Annotated in this window: 15 protein-coding genes; 7 read left to right on the forward strand and 8 right to left on the reverse strand. The window is 74.2% G+C overall.

The genetic code is table 11. The features are described from left to right. Positions 1-7 precede the first annotated feature (7 nt). On the reverse strand, positions 8-3,268 hold the full coding sequence (locus ACH4OA_RS31605) for a BTAD domain-containing putative transcriptional regulator (protein ID WP_397943382.1): 3,261 nt from the start codon (positions 3,266-3,268) through the stop codon (positions 8-10). A 158-nt stretch (positions 3,269-3,426) separates the two neighbouring features. On the opposite strand from ACH4OA_RS31605, the gene ACH4OA_RS31610 reads away from it, so the two are divergent. Continuing rightward, a complete protein-coding gene (locus tag ACH4OA_RS31610) occupies positions 3,427-4,227 on the forward strand; it encodes a site-2 protease family protein (RefSeq protein ID WP_365878321.1) in 801 nt (266 codons plus the stop codon). Here ACH4OA_RS31610 and ACH4OA_RS31615 read toward each other — a convergent pair. The 3 genes from ACH4OA_RS31615 to ACH4OA_RS31625 form a co-directional block, all read right to left on the reverse strand. Continuing rightward, positions 4,217-4,408, reverse strand: a complete 192-nt coding sequence (locus tag ACH4OA_RS31615) for a hypothetical protein (protein WP_365878320.1) — start codon at positions 4,406-4,408, stop codon at positions 4,217-4,219. The genes ACH4OA_RS31610 and ACH4OA_RS31615 overlap by 11 nt on opposite strands. 86 nt (positions 4,409-4,494) lie before the next feature. Then, positions 4,495-5,199 (reverse strand): NADPH-dependent F420 reductase, encoded by a 705-nt coding sequence (gene npdG, locus ACH4OA_RS31620; RefSeq protein WP_365878318.1) that lies wholly within the window; start codon positions 5,197-5,199, stop codon positions 4,495-4,497. Between the two features lie 37 nt (positions 5,200-5,236). Further along, on the reverse strand, positions 5,237-6,310 hold the full coding sequence (locus ACH4OA_RS31625; RefSeq protein WP_397972761.1) for an exo-alpha-sialidase: 1,074 nt from the start codon (positions 6,308-6,310) through the stop codon (positions 5,237-5,239). Positions 6,311-6,412: 102 nt separating this feature from the next. On the opposite strand from ACH4OA_RS31625, the gene ACH4OA_RS31630 reads away from it, so the two are divergent. Next, positions 6,413-7,009, forward strand: coding sequence for a hypothetical protein (locus ACH4OA_RS31630; RefSeq protein WP_397943376.1), 597 nt, complete (start codon positions 6,413-6,415; stop codon positions 7,007-7,009). 10 nt (positions 7,010-7,019) lie between these two features. On the opposite strand, the gene ACH4OA_RS31635 is transcribed toward ACH4OA_RS31630, so the two are convergent. Beyond that, a complete protein-coding gene (locus ACH4OA_RS31635) occupies positions 7,020-7,253 on the reverse strand; it encodes a hypothetical protein (protein WP_397943374.1) in 234 nt (77 codons plus the stop codon). 58 nt (positions 7,254-7,311) lie between these two features. On the opposite strand from ACH4OA_RS31635, the gene map reads away from it, so the two are divergent. Beyond that, positions 7,312-8,169, forward strand: coding sequence for a type I methionyl aminopeptidase (map, locus tag ACH4OA_RS31640; RefSeq protein ID WP_365878310.1), 858 nt, complete (start codon positions 7,312-7,314; stop codon positions 8,167-8,169). Between the two features lie 60 nt (positions 8,170-8,229). Here the strand turns inward: map and ACH4OA_RS31645 are convergent, their stop codons facing one another. Next, positions 8,230-8,439, reverse strand: a complete 210-nt coding sequence (locus ACH4OA_RS31645) for a hypothetical protein (RefSeq protein ID WP_365878308.1) — start codon at positions 8,437-8,439, stop codon at positions 8,230-8,232. 115 nt (positions 8,440-8,554) lie between these two features. Further along, complete coding sequence (locus tag ACH4OA_RS31650; RefSeq protein WP_397972764.1) at positions 8,555-9,268, reverse strand: PhzF family phenazine biosynthesis protein; 714 nt, start codon at positions 9,266-9,268, stop codon at positions 8,555-8,557. Positions 9,269-9,436: 168 nt separating this feature from the next. On the opposite strand from ACH4OA_RS31650, the gene efeO reads away from it, so the two are divergent. Genes efeO through ACH4OA_RS31670 form a run of 4 tightly spaced genes read left to right on the forward strand, consistent with a single transcriptional unit; the run spans position 9,437 to position 13,668 of the window. After that, the gene (gene efeO / locus ACH4OA_RS31655) at positions 9,437-10,573 is read left to right on the forward strand and encodes an iron uptake system protein EfeO (protein WP_397972766.1); all 1,137 of its coding nucleotides are present in this window, start codon (positions 9,437-9,439) and stop codon (positions 10,571-10,573) included. A gap of 16 nt (positions 10,574-10,589) precedes the next feature. After that, the gene (gene efeB / locus ACH4OA_RS31660; protein ID WP_397972769.1) at positions 10,590-11,840 is read left to right on the forward strand and encodes an iron uptake transporter deferrochelatase/peroxidase subunit; all 1,251 of its coding nucleotides are present in this window, start codon (positions 10,590-10,592) and stop codon (positions 11,838-11,840) included. 3 nt (positions 11,841-11,843) lie between these two features. After that, positions 11,844-12,716, forward strand: coding sequence for an iron uptake transporter permease EfeU (efeU, locus tag ACH4OA_RS31665; RefSeq protein ID WP_397972772.1), 873 nt, complete (start codon positions 11,844-11,846; stop codon positions 12,714-12,716). Beyond that, positions 12,676-13,668, forward strand: coding sequence for a hypothetical protein (locus tag ACH4OA_RS31670; protein ID WP_397943365.1), 993 nt, complete (start codon positions 12,676-12,678; stop codon positions 13,666-13,668). The genes efeU and ACH4OA_RS31670 overlap by 41 nt, the downstream gene beginning before the upstream one ends. A 16-nt stretch (positions 13,669-13,684) precedes the next feature. On the opposite strand, the gene ACH4OA_RS31675 is transcribed toward ACH4OA_RS31670, so the two are convergent. Then, a complete protein-coding gene (locus tag ACH4OA_RS31675) occupies positions 13,685-14,422 on the reverse strand; it encodes a bifunctional DNA primase/polymerase (protein ID WP_397943363.1) in 738 nt (245 codons plus the stop codon). Between the last annotated feature and the right edge of the window lie 94 nt (positions 14,423-14,516).

Raw genomic sequence — 14,516 nt, forward strand, 5'->3', positions numbered from 1 at the left:
GCGCCGGTCAGATCAGGGCGGTGGCCTCCGCGAGGGAGAGGCCACCGCCCTCGGCGTACGCGGCCCGGTACGCCCGGTCGTCGAGTCCGCGCCGGATACGGGCCTCGATCAGGGCCCGGCCCCGCCGTTCCAGGCCGGAGGCGACGTGGCCGGGCGGCAGCAGCGCCTGGGCGGCGGCCAGACAGCGCGCGGCGTCGGCGGCCCGGCCGTCGGCGGCGACGGCCATCGCGGCGACGGCCAGGCACACGGCGTTCAGATGCGGGGTGATGGCCTCGGACAGCGGGTCGGCGGCGAGGCGCAGCGCCCGGCGGACTCCGGCGAGGGCCTGCCCGGTCCGCTCGTCCAGGGCGTCCAGCCACGCTTCCTGGCACACCAGCATGGCGTCGAAGACGACGACGAAGTGCGCGATCGGCAACTCCTCGCGCAGCCGCCGCAGTTCCTCGCGCGCCTCCGCGGTGCGGTCGGTCAGGCCGAGCCAGCCGGCCAGGAAGAGCCGGGCCATCGGCATCGCCTCGTGCGAGGTGCCCTCCTGGCCGGCGATGACGTCCCGGAGCATCCGCTCGCCGCGCACGGCGTCGCCCGCCTCCAGCAGCACGCTGCCGAGCCGGGCCCGCAACACGGCCACCTGGCCGCGGGCGCCGAGGCGTTCGGCGTGCTCGATGGCGGACCGGTAGTCGGCGGCGGCCCGCTGGTAGGCGCCCTTGCGTTCGTGGGACTCGCCGCGCGCGGACAGCGCCTCGGTGGCGCCCCAGGCGTCGCCGAGGCGGCGGAAGATCTCCAGGGACTCGTCGGCGTCCCGGGTGGCGTCGCCCGCCCAGGCGGTGCGGTTGGCACGGAAGTTGGCGCGCAGGTGCAGCACCCCGGCCAGCTCCCATTCGAAGCCCGGGGTGTCCCGGCAGGTGCGCACACAGGCGTCCACGATGGCGTGCAGCCGGTCGACGCCGCCGGTCAGCAGCACCGCGAAGAACCACAGCAGGCCCGGCGGCCGGCAGGTCTGCGGCATGCCGGGTTCGTAGACCCGGGTGACCGCCCGCAGCTTGGCCTGCGCCTCGGGTGTCTCCCAGATGTCGATCTCGGTGTCCATGCAGGCCAGATGGGCGAGATGGACACCGCGCCGGGCCTCGGCGAGGATCTCACCGGTGTACGGGGGCGGGGTGTCGGTGCAGCGCCGCCACACCGGGGCGGCCGGGCGGACCGGTTCGGCGAACGGGTCGGGACCGAGCGCCATGACCTCCTGGCACCAGGTGCGGGTCTCCACGCGCTGGTCGCGCATCTGCCAGAACCACAGCAGCGACAGGACCAGGCACAGCCCCTCCTGCTCGTCGCCGAGGGCGACGGCGTGCCGCAGGGCGGTGCGCAGGTTCTCGTACTCCGCCTGGAACCGGTCGATGGCGGCGCGCTGCTCGGGACCGCGCAGCAGCGGGTCGGTGGTGCGGGCGAGTTCGCGGTAGTACGCCAGGTGGGCGCGCTCGGTCTCAGCGCGGCGGCCGGTCTCGGCAAGCCGTTCGGCGGCGTACTCGGCGACGGTCTCCAGCAGCCGGTAGCGCATGCCGCCGACGGCCGCGGGCGCGGCCACCACCAGGGACTTGTCGACCAGGGAGCCGAGCGCGTCCAGCGCGGCCGGCCCGCACACCGCCTCGGCGGCGGCCAGGTCGCAGCCGCCGGCGAACACCGACAGCCGGGCCAGGACGTCCCGTTCGCCGGCGTCCAGCAGGTCCCAGGACCAGTCCACGACGGCCCTCAGGGTCTGCTGCCGGGGCAGCACGGTGCGGCTGCCGGAGGTCAGCAGCCGGAACCGGTCGTCCAGCCGGCCGGCGATCTGCCGGGGCGTGAGCATGCGCAGCCGGGCCGCCGCCAGCTCGATGGCGAGCGGGAGCCCGTCCAGGCGGCGGCAGATCTCGGCGCACGCCTCGGGGTCGTCCTCGGTCCGGAAGCCGGGCCGGGCCGCCGCGCCCCGCTCGGCGAACAGCCGCAGCGCGACCGGCTCGGGCAGCGGCTCCACGGGCCGCACCACTTCCCCGGGCACGCCGAGGGGTTCGCGGCTGGTGGCGAGGACGGTCAGCTCCGGGCAGCGGGCGAGCAGGGTCTCGGTGAGCCGGGCGGCGGCATCCACGACGTGCTCGCAGTTGTCGAGGACCAGCAGCATCCGGCGCCGGGCGCAGTGCTCCACAAGCCGTTCCAGCGGGTCGCCGTGCCGGTCGCCGACCGCGCGCATGCTCTCCACGCCGGCGCCGTGCAGCACGGTCTCGCGGGCGCCGATCGCGGTGAGCACGGCCTGCGGTACGGCGTCCGGGTCGTCCACGGGAGCCAGCTCGGCGAGCCACACGCCGTCCCGGACGGTGTGCCGTACCGCCTCGGCGGCCTCCTGGGACAGCCGGGTCTTCCCGGCGCCGCCGGGGCCGAGGAGGGTGACCAGGCGGGCGCCGGCCAGGTCGGCCGCGATGGTCCGCAGGTCGCTCTCGCGGCCGACGAAGGAGGTGAGCCGGGCGGGCAGGTTGCCCGGGCGGGCCGGGGCCGGGGAGTTCACCGGGGCCGGCGGTTCCGCGCGCAGCAGCTCGGTGTGCAGGGCGCGCAGTTCGGGTCCGGGGTCGGAGCCGAGCCGGTCCGCGAGCAGCCGTCGTACGTCCTCGTAGGCGGCGAGCGCCTGGGCCGGGCGGCCGGCGTCGCGCAGCGCGCGCAGCCGCAGCGCCTGGAGCGGCTCGTCCAGCGGGTGGTCGTCGCACAGGGCGGTCAGTTCGGGCAGCGCCTGCTCGGCCTGGCCGAGGGCGAGGGCGGCGGTGTGCCGGGCCCGCAGGGCGTCGAGGCGGCGGGTCTCCCAGCGGGCCGCCTCGGCGGTCCGGTCGGGCAGGTCGGCGAGGGCGGGCCCGTGCCACAGGCCGAGGGCGTCGTCGAGGACGGCGGCGGCCTTCGCCGGGTCGCCGTCGGCGAGGGCGGCGAGGCCGTCGGCGGTCAGCCGGTCGAAGCGGGCGAGGTCGACGTCGTCGGGGCCGGCGGTGAGCCGGTAGCCGCCGTCGGCGGAGGCGACGGCGGAGGCCCCGAGGGTCCGCCGGAGCCGGCCGACGAGCGCCTGGAGGGCACCGGCGGCGTCGGCGGGCGGGTCCTCGCCCCACACCTCGTCCACGAGGACGCCCGCCGGCACGGTGCGGCCGGCCCTGAGGGCGAGCACGCTCAGCAGGGCACGCAGCCGCGCCCCGCCGACCGGGACGGCCGTGCCGTCGGGACGGATCGCCTGGGTGGTGCCGAGCAGCCGATAGCGCACGGGGTCCATTGTCTCCGGAGGTGTGGGAGGTGGTGACGGTGGTGGGGGTGCCGGGGCCGGGGCGGGCCCTTCCCCCACCCTCCAGGAACCCGGCGGCGACCGCGAGGCGTTTTCCCCGTATGCTCTCGGATCTTCCCGCCCGTCCTCGTTTCCCCAGGAGCCGACCCATGACCACCGCCACCACCCGCCACGGCGACCGGCAGGTCAGTCCCGTGTTCGTCGGCATCCTGGCCGTGACGGCGGTGACCGGCTGGGCCACCTGGACCGGGTTCGCCGAGCGGCCGGGCATCGCGGTGTTCCTGTTCGTGACCGCGGCCTGGATCGTCTCCCTGTGCCTGCACGAGTACGCGCACGCGCGCACCGCCCTGCACGGCGGGGACATCACGGTCGGCGCGAAGGGCTACCTCACGCTGAACCCGCTGAAGTACACGCACGCGGTGCTGAGCATCGTGCTGCCGGTGCTGTTCGTGATCATGGGCGGGATCGGGCTGCCCGGCGGCGCGGTGTTCATCGAGCGCCACCGCATCCCGGGCCGCTGGCGGCACAGCCTGATCTCGGCGGCGGGCCCGCTGACGAACGTGGTGTTCGCCGCGGTGTGCACGGCGCCCTTCTGGCTGGACGCGCTGGACGGCGTGCCCGCGGACTTCCGGTACGCGCTGGCGTTCCTGGCGCTGCTCCAGGTGACGGCGGCGATCCTGAACTTCCTGCCGGTGCCGGGCCTGGACGGGTACGGCGTGCTCGAGCCGTGGCTGTCGTACAACGTGAAGCGGCAGGTGGAGCCGTTCGCCCCGTTCGGGCTGCTGTTCGTGTTCGCGCTGCTGTGGCTGCCGGCGGTGAACGACGTCTTCTTCGACGTGGTCGACTCCCTGCTGCGCGCGCTGCACGTGGACATCCTCTCCCAGTACTGCGGCCAGGCGGACTACCGCTTCTGGGAGGACGCCCCGGAGATCTGCTCGCTCAGCTCGTGACGGACGTGTCCCGGCCGGCGGCGGTCCGGCCGCGCTTGGCGTAGTACCAGGTCATGTTGGAGGACAGCCCGGCCAGCAGCACCCAGACGATCCCCAGCCAGCTGCCCTGGACGAAGGAGACGACGGCCGCGGCCACGGCGAGGACGCAGACGGCGAGGGGGTAGAGGGCGATGCGGGGCATGACGGGTGGCTCCTGTCGGGGACACGGATCGGCGGGTGCTTCACCGACCAGTGTCCCCCATGCCCCCCGCACGCCCCGCGCGCGGCTCACACGTCGGTCAGCCGCAGCCCGGCGTGCGCCTTGTAGCGGCGGTTGACGGAGATCAGGTTCGCGACCAGCGACTCCACCTGGTGGGCGTTGCGCAGCCGGCCCGCGAAGACGCCGCGCATCCCGGGGATGCGGCCGGCCAGCGCCTGCACGATCTCCACGTCGGCGCGCTCCTCGCCGAGCACCATGACGTCGGTGTCGATCCGCTCGATCTCCGGGTCCTGGAGCAGGACGGCCGACAGGTGGTGGAAGGCGGCGGTGACCCGGGAGTCCGGCAGCAGGGCCGCGGCCTGCTCGGCGGCGCTGCCCTCCTCGGGTGTGAGCGCGAAGGCGCCCTTCTTGTCGAAACCGAGCGGGTTGACGCAGTCCACGACCAGTTTCCCGGCCAGCTCCCCGCGCAGCGCCGCCAGGGTGTCGCCGTGGCCCTCCCACGGCACGGCGACGATCACGATGTCGCTGCGGCGGGCGGTCTCGGCGTTGTCGGCGCCGTCGATGCCGTGGCCGAGTTCACCGGCGGCGGCCCGGGCACGGTCGGCGGCGCGGGAGCCGATGATCACCTTCTGGCCGGCCCGGGCCAGCCGGTAGGCGAGGCCCTTGCCCTGCGGTCCGGTGCCGCCGAGCACGCCGACGGTGTACCCGGAGACGTCGGGCAGGTCCCAGGGGTCCTTGGCGGGGGCCTTCTGTGCGCTGTCGGTAGAGGTCATGGCCCGACTCTACGTCCGGGCCGCCGGCGGCACCGGGTCAGGTCAGCCGGTGCACCGGCACCCGGCGGAAGGTGATCGTCTCGTTGGCGCCGAAGTCGCCGGTCTCGTACAGCAGCCCGACCGTGCGCGGGTCGGCGCGGGCCAGGTCGGAGTAGGCGGCGGGCAGTCCGTCGACGGTGTACGCGGTCCGCCAGGTGGTGCCGCCGTCGCGGGAGGCGCGGATCGTCATCAGGGCGCGGGCGGCGGGGTCGGCGGGCGCGGAGAAGAGCAGCAGGTCGGGGTCGCGGAGCTGGAGGACGGAGGCCTGGCAGACCGGTGCGGTGAGCCCGGCCTGCGGCCGGAAGGGCTTGCCGAGGGTCCGCCCGCCGTCCGCGGAGTGGGCGTCGGCGCGGTTGCCGGGCGACGGGGAGTCGTTGCGGGCGTTCAGGTAGACGCGGCCGTCGGGGAGTTCGGCGGCGGTGGTCTCGTTGACGTTGATGTAGCCGTCGGTGTTCTCGTCCAGGTAGCCGAGGTACCAGCTCGCGCCGCGGTCGTCGCTGAGCAGGCAGTGTCCGCTGTTGTACTTGGCCTCGGCGCCGGTGTCGGTCCCGGCGGGCGCCACGGTGTGGTTGGCCGGGACCAGGACGCGGCCGGAGGCCAGCTGGAGGGCGTGGCCGGGGGTGGTGGCGTACCAGCGCCAGCCCGGCCGCTTCACCTGCCCGGTGATCTCCCTCGGCTCGGACCAGGTGGCGCCCTCGTCGTCGCTGTGCTGCACCCAGACCCGGCGGCCGTCGGCGTCCGGGACCTGTCCGCGCAGGATGGCGGCCTCCGTGGCCCAGGCGGCGGCGCGGATGTGGACGAGCAGGACGCGGCCGGTGTCCAGGACGACCGGGGCCGGGTTGCCGGCGAGGTCGGGTCCGTGGTCCGCGGCGACCTGGAGCGGGCCCCAGGTGCGGCCGCCGTCCGTGGAGCGTTTCAGCACGACGGCGATGCGGCCGTGGTCGGCGGCGGAGTCGGCGCGGCCCTCGCAGAAGGCGAGCAGCGTGCCGGAGGCGGTGGCGACGAGCGCGGGTATGCGGAAGGAGGCGTATCCCTCGTGGCCCGCGCGGAAGGGGACGGTGACGTCGGTCATCGGGCGGCTCCTGGGTCGGGACGGGCCGGGACCCTCCCCAGTCCGGGCGAATTCCCGGTGAACTCCGGGTCACGACTGACCGGTTCCGGCAGGATGCGGTCCATGGACGCCGTACGGGTCGCGTTGCTGCGGGAAGTGCTGGCCGGGACCGAGTGGCTGGGTGCCACCCGGCGGTTCGCCGGGGTGCTGCGCGGGTCGGTGGTGGCGCACGGCGGCGGGCTGCTGCTGGCGGGCACGGCGGAGTACGAGCCGTGGCACCTGGCCGCGCACCTGGTGGACGAGGCGGCCTGGTCGGGCACGCCCGAGCTGGCGCCGACGCTGGTCCGGCAGCACCCGCGGCCCGGTGATCCCCCGCACCTGGCGGTCGGTCCGGGCCGGCTCGCGGCGGCGCGGCGCGGCGAGACCCTGCTGGTGGTGGCGGTGCGGGAGCCGGCGCCGCTGCTGGAGCGGGTGCACGACGCCCGGCGGGCCGGGGCGACGGTGCTGGCGCTCGGCGCGGGCGGGGGCGAGCTGGCGGCGCTGGCGCACGACACGCTGGCCGTGCCGGAAGGCGCGGAGCTGGACCTGGACACCGTGCAGCACCTGGTGAGCGCGGCGGCCGGGGAGAACGCGGGCCCGCCGCGGGCCCGGCGGGGGTTCCGGGACCGTCTGTCCCGGCTGGCGGAGGCCCTGACGGCCCCGCCCCCGGCCTCCTGGTGACGTGCCCGGGTCAGGCCTCGTCGCCGTCCCGGCCGGCGGACGCGTCGTGCCAGCGCGGGTCGTTCTCCCACTGGAGGTTGCGCTCGGCGGCGGTCTCCATCGCGTGCCGGGCCTCCTGGGGGGAGGCGTAGGGCCCGAAGCGGTCCTTGCCCGGGCAGTCCGGGCCCTCCTCGACCTTCTTGTGCTCCAGGCAGTAGTACCACTCGCCCGGCTTGCCGGCGGTGCGCTTCTTGAACAGGGCCATGGACAGCTCCTCTCGCCACCGACATGTTCCCCCATGTCCGCTGGTTAGACTCGCTGGCATGTCTGGCCAGTCGCTGCTCGTACCAGGGGAGCTGTCTCCCACCCGTCCGGTCCCCGGAAACATCCGGCGCCCCGAGTACGTCGGCAAGCCCGCGCCGGCGCCGTACACGGGGCCGGAGGTGCAGACCCCGGAGACCATCGAGGCGATGCGGATCGCCGGCCGTATCGCCGCGCGGGCGATGGAGGAGGCCGCGAAGATCATCGCACCCGGCGTGACCACGGACCGGCTCGACGCGGTCGCCCACGCCTACCTGTGCGACCACGGCGCCTACCCGTCCACGCTGGGCTACCGCGGCTTCCCGAAGTCGCTGTGCACCTCGGTCAACGAGGTCATCTGCCACGGCATCCCGGACTCCACGGTCCTGCGGGACGGTGACATCGTCAACCTCGACGTGACGGCGTACATCGGCGGTGTGCACGGCGACAACAACGCCACGTACCTGGTCGGCGAGGTGGACGAGGAGTCGCGGCTGCTGGTGGAGCGGACCCGGGAGGCGCTGAACCGGGCGATCAAGGCCGTGCGGCCGGGCCGGCAGATCAATGTCATCGGCCGGGTCATCGAGTCCTACGCCAAGCGCTTCGGCTACGGCGTGGTGCGGGACTTCACCGGGCACGGCATCAACTCGTCGTTCCACTCCGGGCTGATCGTCCCGCACTACGACAGTCCGCACGCGACGACGGTGATGCAGCCGGGGATGACGTTCACGATCGAGCCGATGCTGACGCTGGGCACCCACGAGTACGACATGTGGGACGACGGCTGGACGGTCGTGACGAAGGACCGCAAGCGGACCGCGCAGTTCGAGCACACGCTGGTGGTGACCGACACCGGCGCGGACATCCTCACCCTGCCCTGACCGCGGGCCGGCGGGCCCCGGGTCCCCCTCGCCGCGTGCGCGAGGGGGACCCGGACCGCATCAGTGCAGGGAGCCCCGGCAGTGGGTGCCGGCCCAGGAGATGGTGTTCTCCAGCGAGGTGATCTGGCCGGAGTACTCGCTGCACACGGCCTCGCGGTCCTTGCTCTCGTCGCTGTCGTCGTCGCGGCCGTGGGCGCCGGCCGTCGTCGCGCCGGTCGCGGCCAGGGCGACGGCGAGAACGGTCGCGGCCAGGACTGATCTGATGCGCATGGTGCTCCTCTCGGGGAGGCGGAGTGGTCACGCCCACTGGTCCCCGTTCGCCCTGCCGCGCACACGCGGTTCCACCCGGACGGGCGCCCGGCCCTCACCCGGACACCGGTACGGCTCAGCGCTCCAGCCGGACCCGCCCGCCGATCTCCGTCCAGCCGTGCGGCTGCGGCGCGGTCAGGATCTGCGAGCCCCGGCCCTGGGTGATGTTCAGGGCCCGGCCCAGCCGGTCGGTGAGCAGCAGCGCCGCCGCCCCGGTGGCCTCGTCCTCGTCGATCCCCCCGGTGCGAGCACCGGCTCCACCGGAGCGGCTGGCGCCGCGCTCGTCGACGCGCCCAGGAAAGCCCCGGGCACGGACCCGCCCGGCCGCCTCGTCCTCCCACGCCCATGCGTACACCCACTCCCCTGGTTCTCCTGGTTCCCCCGGCTTCCCCGACGGGACTTGAAGCGCGTCCACGGCGGCCGCGTCCGGGTACTGGCGCAGGGTGCGCGGCGGCGCCCACTCGGCGCGGGCCTCGATCCAGGTGAACTCGCCGTCCAGCCGCACCCCGACGACACCGGCGGGGGTGACGAGTTCGGGCACGTCGAGCAGCCAGGCGGTGCCCACGCACGGGTGACCGGCGAACGGCAGCCGCAGGGTGGGCGTATAGATGTCGATCACTCCGCGCTCGGGGTCGTCCACGAACACGGTCTCGCTGAAGCCGAGTTCGCCGGCCAGCGCCTGGCGGTCCGCCCGCCCGGGCAGCACCGAGCCGTCCCGGACGACGCCCAGCCTGTTGCCGTAGCCGCCGTCCGGTCCGCAGAAGACGCGGAGTACGTCGTAGTCAGTCACCGGGGCATTGAAACACCCCGTCCGGCGCCCCGGCGCCGGGAGCGGTCCGGACCACCGTCCCGGGGGCCCGGGCGCTGAGAGCAGAATCACGGACCGCGGGGGTCTGGGTGAGGTAAGCCTCATGTAAGTTAGGGCAGCCTCACCAGAACAGATCCGCTTGGAGCCTGCATGCGAGCCGTCCGACTGACCGTCACCGCCGCCGCGACCGCGGCCGCTCTGACCGCACTCTCGGCCTGCACCGCGAAGAGCGATGCCAAGGACGGGGACGCCATCCAGGTCACCGCGGCGGACTCCACCTGCGAGACCTCCCGCACCTCCGTCCCGGCCGGCCAGGTGACACTGAAGATCGAGAACAAGGGCGCGAAGGCGACCGAGGTCGAGATCGTCTTCCCGGACGACCGGATCGTCTCCGAGAAGGAGAACATCGGGCCGGGCACCAAGTACACGCTGACCGCCGAGGTGAAGGCCGGCTCGTACGAGATCGCCTGCCGGCCCGGCATGAAGGGCCACGGCGTCCGGCAGAAGCTCACCGTGACCGGCGGCGGCTCCGCCGCGCAGCGCGACCCGCGGCTGGACCGGGCGGTCGCCGACTACCGCCAGTACGCCCAGGACCAGGCCGACGAGACCGTGCCGAAGGCCGAGGCCTTCGCCAAGGCCGTCCAGGCCGGCGACCTGACGGCCGCGAAGAAGGCGTACGCCCTCTCCCGCCTCGGCTGGGAGCGCACCGAGCCGGTCGCCGAGTCCTTCGGTGACATCGACCCCAAGGTCGACGTCCGCGAGGACGGCCTGGAGGACGGGCAGCGGTGGACCGGCTGGCACCGGCTGGAGAAGGCCCTGTGGCACGACCGGAAGATCGGCGCCGAGGAGAAGGCCCTCGCCGGCCGGCTGGTGACGGACCTGAAGGACTGGCAGCGCCGGGTCGGCAAGGCCGAGATCACCCCGACCTCCATGGCCAACGGCGCCAAGGAACTGCTGGACGAGGTCGCCACCGGCAAGGTCACCGGTGAGGAGGACCGCTACGCCCACACCGACCTGGTCGACTTCCAGGGCAACGTCGAGGGCGCCCGGAAGGCGTACGAGCTGCTGAAGCCGGTCGCCGCGAAGAACGACCCGGCCCTGACGAAGGACCTGGACAAGCGGTTCACGGCGCTGGAGACGCTGCTCGGCAGCTACCGCCCGGACAAGGCGTCGTACGACTTCGTCTCCTACGACAAGGTCGGCAAGGAGCAGCGCAAGGAGCTGTCGGACGCGGTGAACGCGCTCGCCGAGCCGCTGTCCAAGCTGGCCGCCGCGGTCGTGAAGTGAGCAGGAGGGCACAGCGATGACCGAGACACAGGGCGGGACTCCGTCGCGCCGGGCGCTGATCGGCTGGGGCGGGGCCGGGCTCGCGCTCGGGGCCGCGGCGGCCGGCGGCGCGGTGGCGATGGCCAAGGCGGGCGACGACGTGGACCCGGTGGCCGCCGAGACGGGCGGCGCGGTGGAGTTCCACGGCGCCCACCAGGCCGGCATCGCCACCCCGGTCCAGGACCGGCTGCACTTCGCCGCGTTCGACGTGAAGACCGAGGACCGCGACGAGTTCGTCCGGATGCTGAAGGAGTGGACGGCCGCGGCCCGCCGGATGACCGCCGGCAAGCCGGTCGGCGAGGGCGCCTACGGCGGGCTCGCCGAGGCGCCGCCCGACGACACCGGCGAGGCGCTCGGGCTCGCCCCGTCCCGGCTGACGCTGACCATCGGCTTCGGGCCGTCCCTCTTCGACCGGTTCGATCTGGCCGGGAAGCGGCCGGCGGCCCTGGCCGACCTGCCCCGGTTCCCCGGGGACAACCTGGACCGCTCCCGCACCGGCGGCGACCTGTGCGTGCAGGCGTGCGCCGACGACCCGCAGGTGGCCGTGCACGCCATCCGCAACCTGGCCCGGATCGGCTTCGGCACGGTGGCCGTGCGCTGGTCCCAGCTCGGCTTCGGCAAGACCTCCTCCACCACGCCGGGCGCGCAGACCCCGCGCAACCTCTTCGGCTTCAAGGACGGCACCCGCAATATCGCGGGCACCGAGACCGGCCGGCTGGACAAGTTCGTCTGGGTCGGCGACGGCGACGGGCCGGAGTGGATGACCGGCGGGTCGTACCTGGTCGCCCGGCGTATCCGGATGAACATCGAGACCTGGGACCGCACCTCGCTGCAGGAGCAGGAGGACGTCTTCGGCCGCGACAAGCGCGAGGGCGCCCCGGTCGGCAAGCCCAAGGAGCACGACGAGCCGTTCCTGAAGGCGATGAAGCCCGACGCGCACGTGCGGCTCGCGCACCCGGACGCCAACGGCGGGATCACGATCCTGCGCCGGGGCTACTCCTTCACCGACGGCACGGACGGGCTTGGCCGGCTCGACGCGGGCCTGTTCTTCCTCGCCTACCAGCGGGACGTGCGCAAGGGCTTCATCCCGCTCCAGCGCCGACTGTCGGCGCACGACGCGCTCAACGAGTACATCCAGCACGTGGGTTCGGCGGTCTTCGCGATCCCGCCCGGCGTCCGCGACGCGGACGACTGGTGGGGCAGCACGCTGTTCTCGAAGGAGGCGTAGTCCGTGTTCTCCAACTACCTGATCGGCCTGCGCGAGGGCCTTGAGGCGTCGCTCGTCGTCTGCATCCTGATCGCCTATCTGGTCAAGACCGGCCGCAAGGACGCCCTGAAGCCGATCTGGGCCGGCATCGGTGTGGCCGTCGTCATCGCCATGGGCTTCGGCTGCGCGCTGGAGTTCGGCTCGCAGGAACTGACCTTCCAGGCGCAGGAGGCGCTCGGCGGCTCCCTGTCGGTCCTCGCCGTGTGCCTGGTGACCTGGATGGTGTTCTGGATGCGGCGCACCGCCCGGCACCTGAGGTCGGAGCTGCACGGCAAGCTGGACGCGGCCCTCGCCCTCGGCACCGGCGCGCTGGTCGCCACCGCGTTCCTCGCCGTCGGCCGGGAGGGCCTGGAGACCGCGCTGTTCGTGTGGGCGTCGGTGCACGCGGCCTCCGACGGCACCCCGCGCCCGCTGGCCGGGGTCGCCCTCGGCCTCGCCACGGCCGTCCTGCTGGGCTGGCTGTTCTACCGGGGCGCGCTGAAGATCAACCTGGCGAAGTTCTTCACCTGGACCGGCGGCATGCTGGTGGTGGTCGCGGCGGGCGTGCTGGCGTACGGCTTCCACGACCTCCAGGAGGCCGGCTGGATCCCGGGCCTGACCGACCTGGCGTTCGACATCAGCGACACCATCCCGCCGGACAGCTGGTACGGCACGCTGCTGAAGGGCGTGTTCAACTTCCAGCCGGACCCGACGGTCGTCCAGATCACGGTGTGGGCGCTGTATCTGGTCCCGGTGCTCGGGCTATTCCTCTCCCCGGTAGGGTTCGCCTCCGGGAAGGGGAAGGTGAGGGAGCCCGATGACCAGGGAACGCAGCCGTCGACGGCTTCGCAGGCGTGAGCGGAACGCACTCATAGCGGCCTCGCTGACCGCTTTGTCGCTGACGGCGAGCGGCTGCGTGGTGGTGCACGGCGAGCGCGAGGTGCTGCCCGCCGCCACGCGCGCCGAGGCCGCCAGGGCGCTCACCGCCTTCACCGCCGCGTACAACAAGGCCGACCAGACCTACGACCGTTCGGTGGACGCGCCCTATGTCACCGGCGCCCTCGCCGCGATCGACTCCGCCCGGCTGAGGGCCGGGCACGTCAACAGCCCGTCCGGAAATCCGCGGCACACCCCGCTGACGCTGACCGATGTGAAGATCACGATCCCCGAGAAGGCCGGCTGGCCCCGCTGGTTCGTCGCCGACGCCCGGGGCAACAAGGGCGGCGACTACCGCTGGGTGCTGGTGTTCACCCGCGGCGACCTCGGCGAGCGGTGGCGGGTGGCGTACCTGACGCTGATGGCGCCGGGGACCGTGCCCGAGTTCCGCACCGGCGAGGCCGGCTGGGCCGAGGCGGTGCCCGCCGGCACCGGGCGGCTGGCCGTGCGCCCGGACGCGCTGAGCAAGGCGTACGCGGCCTATCTGAAGAGCGGCGGGAAGACCTTCGCGGACGGCCGCGGCACCAGCGGGCTGCGCGCGGAGCGCGCGAAGGCGGCCCGCAAGCCCGGCCTGGTCCGGCAGTTCATCGACGCACCGCTCACCCACGGCGACTACGCGCCGCTGGCGCTGCGCACGGCGGACGGCGGCGCGCTGGTGTTCTTCACCACGCACCACTACGAGAAGCAGACCGCCTACCCGGGTGCCACCGTGCCGGTGCCCGACCGGGACGTGCGGGCCCTGATCAAGGGCGAGGTCAAGCAGTCCCTGACGCTGGAGTCGATCGCCAACGAGGCCGTGTACGACCCGGCCGGCAGCGGTCCGGTGCGGATGCTGGGGCGGGTGCAGGGGCTGACGGCCGCACAGGGCGGGTGAGCCACCGGCGGACCGGTCAGCGGTGCAGCGGCCAGGTGCTGCCCTGCTGGTCGGTGCCGGCGTGCCGGGCGCAGGCGTCGGTGAGCGCCTCCAGCAGGCTCAGCGGGTCGGGCAGCGGATGCTCGGGGCCGCGCACCCAGCGCACCCGCTGGCCGTCGTCGCCGGGCAGCCGGGCGGGCGGCACCAGGACGTAGGAGCCCCGGCAGTGCCAGCGCAGGCCGGGGTGCTCGTCCATCGTCTCCGGGTGGCAGTCCAGCTCGCACGGCCACCACTCGTCCTCGTCCTCCGGGGTGCCCCGGGTGAGGGTGAAGAACAGCATGCGGCCGTCGTCGCTCTCGGCGACCGGGCCGACCTCCACACCGGAGGCGAGCAGGCGCTGAAGAGCCTCCCGGCCGGCGTCGAGGGGCACGTCGAGCACGTCGTGCACCATGCCGGTGGCGGTGATGAAGTTCGCCTGCGGCTGGTGCCGGGCCCAGCGCTCGATCTGGCCGCGGTCGGTGGTGGACTGCGTCTGCCAGGCGAACGACACCGGGTGCCGGGCCGGGGTGGGACAGCCGACGCGGTCGCAGGAGCAGCGGTAGCCCGGCGCGGGATGGGCGGCGGGGGCGAGCGGCAGACCCGCGCCGGCGGCGGCGAGCAGCAGGGCCTCCCGGCCGCCGTCCCCGGCGGCGTCGGCCTCCTTCGGGCGGCGTCCGCGCAGCCACTGGGAGAGTCTGCCCTGCCGGCCGGTGTGGCCGCCGAACGTGTCGCTCATCTATCCCCTCGGTCCCGTGGTGGCCTCGCTGCTGTGCGGACAGCATGCCTCATCGTCCCATCTTCGCGCGGACCGGGGGGCGCGGCGGACGGGA

The organism is Streptomyces sp. NPDC017095 (assembly GCF_044332325.1).
Lineage (GTDB): Bacteria > Actinomycetota > Actinomycetes > Streptomycetales > Streptomycetaceae > Streptomyces.

Excerpts from the sequence above, each read along its gene's own strand:
- ACH4OA_RS31605 (WP_397943382.1), bottom strand. The coding sequence starts at position 3,268 with ATGGACCCCGTGCGCTATCGGCTGCTCGGCACCACCCAGGCGATCCGT.
- ACH4OA_RS31610 (WP_365878321.1), top strand. The coding sequence starts at position 3,427 with ATGACCACCGCCACCACCCGCCACGGCGACCGGCAGGTCAGTCCCGTG.
- ACH4OA_RS31615 (WP_365878320.1), bottom strand. The coding sequence starts at position 4,408 with ATGCCCCGCATCGCCCTCTACCCCCTCGCCGTCTGCGTCCTCGCCGTG.
- npdG (WP_365878318.1), bottom strand. The coding sequence starts at position 5,199 with ATGACCTCTACCGACAGCGCACAGAAGGCCCCCGCCAAGGACCCCTGG.
- ACH4OA_RS31625 (WP_397972761.1), bottom strand. The coding sequence starts at position 6,310 with ATGACCGACGTCACCGTCCCCTTCCGCGCGGGCCACGAGGGATACGCC.
- ACH4OA_RS31630 (WP_397943376.1), top strand. The coding sequence starts at position 6,413 with ATGGACGCCGTACGGGTCGCGTTGCTGCGGGAAGTGCTGGCCGGGACC.
- ACH4OA_RS31635 (WP_397943374.1), bottom strand. The coding sequence starts at position 7,253 with ATGGCCCTGTTCAAGAAGCGCACCGCCGGCAAGCCGGGCGAGTGGTAC.
- map (WP_365878310.1), top strand. The coding sequence starts at position 7,312 with ATGTCTGGCCAGTCGCTGCTCGTACCAGGGGAGCTGTCTCCCACCCGT.
- ACH4OA_RS31645 (WP_365878308.1), bottom strand. The coding sequence starts at position 8,439 with ATGCGCATCAGATCAGTCCTGGCCGCGACCGTTCTCGCCGTCGCCCTG.
- efeO (WP_397972766.1), top strand. The coding sequence starts at position 9,437 with ATGCGAGCCGTCCGACTGACCGTCACCGCCGCCGCGACCGCGGCCGCT.
- efeB (WP_397972769.1), top strand. The coding sequence starts at position 10,590 with ATGACCGAGACACAGGGCGGGACTCCGTCGCGCCGGGCGCTGATCGGC.
- ACH4OA_RS31670 (WP_397943365.1), top strand. The coding sequence starts at position 12,676 with ATGACCAGGGAACGCAGCCGTCGACGGCTTCGCAGGCGTGAGCGGAAC.
- ACH4OA_RS31675 (WP_397943363.1), bottom strand. The coding sequence starts at position 14,422 with ATGAGCGACACGTTCGGCGGCCACACCGGCCGGCAGGGCAGACTCTCC.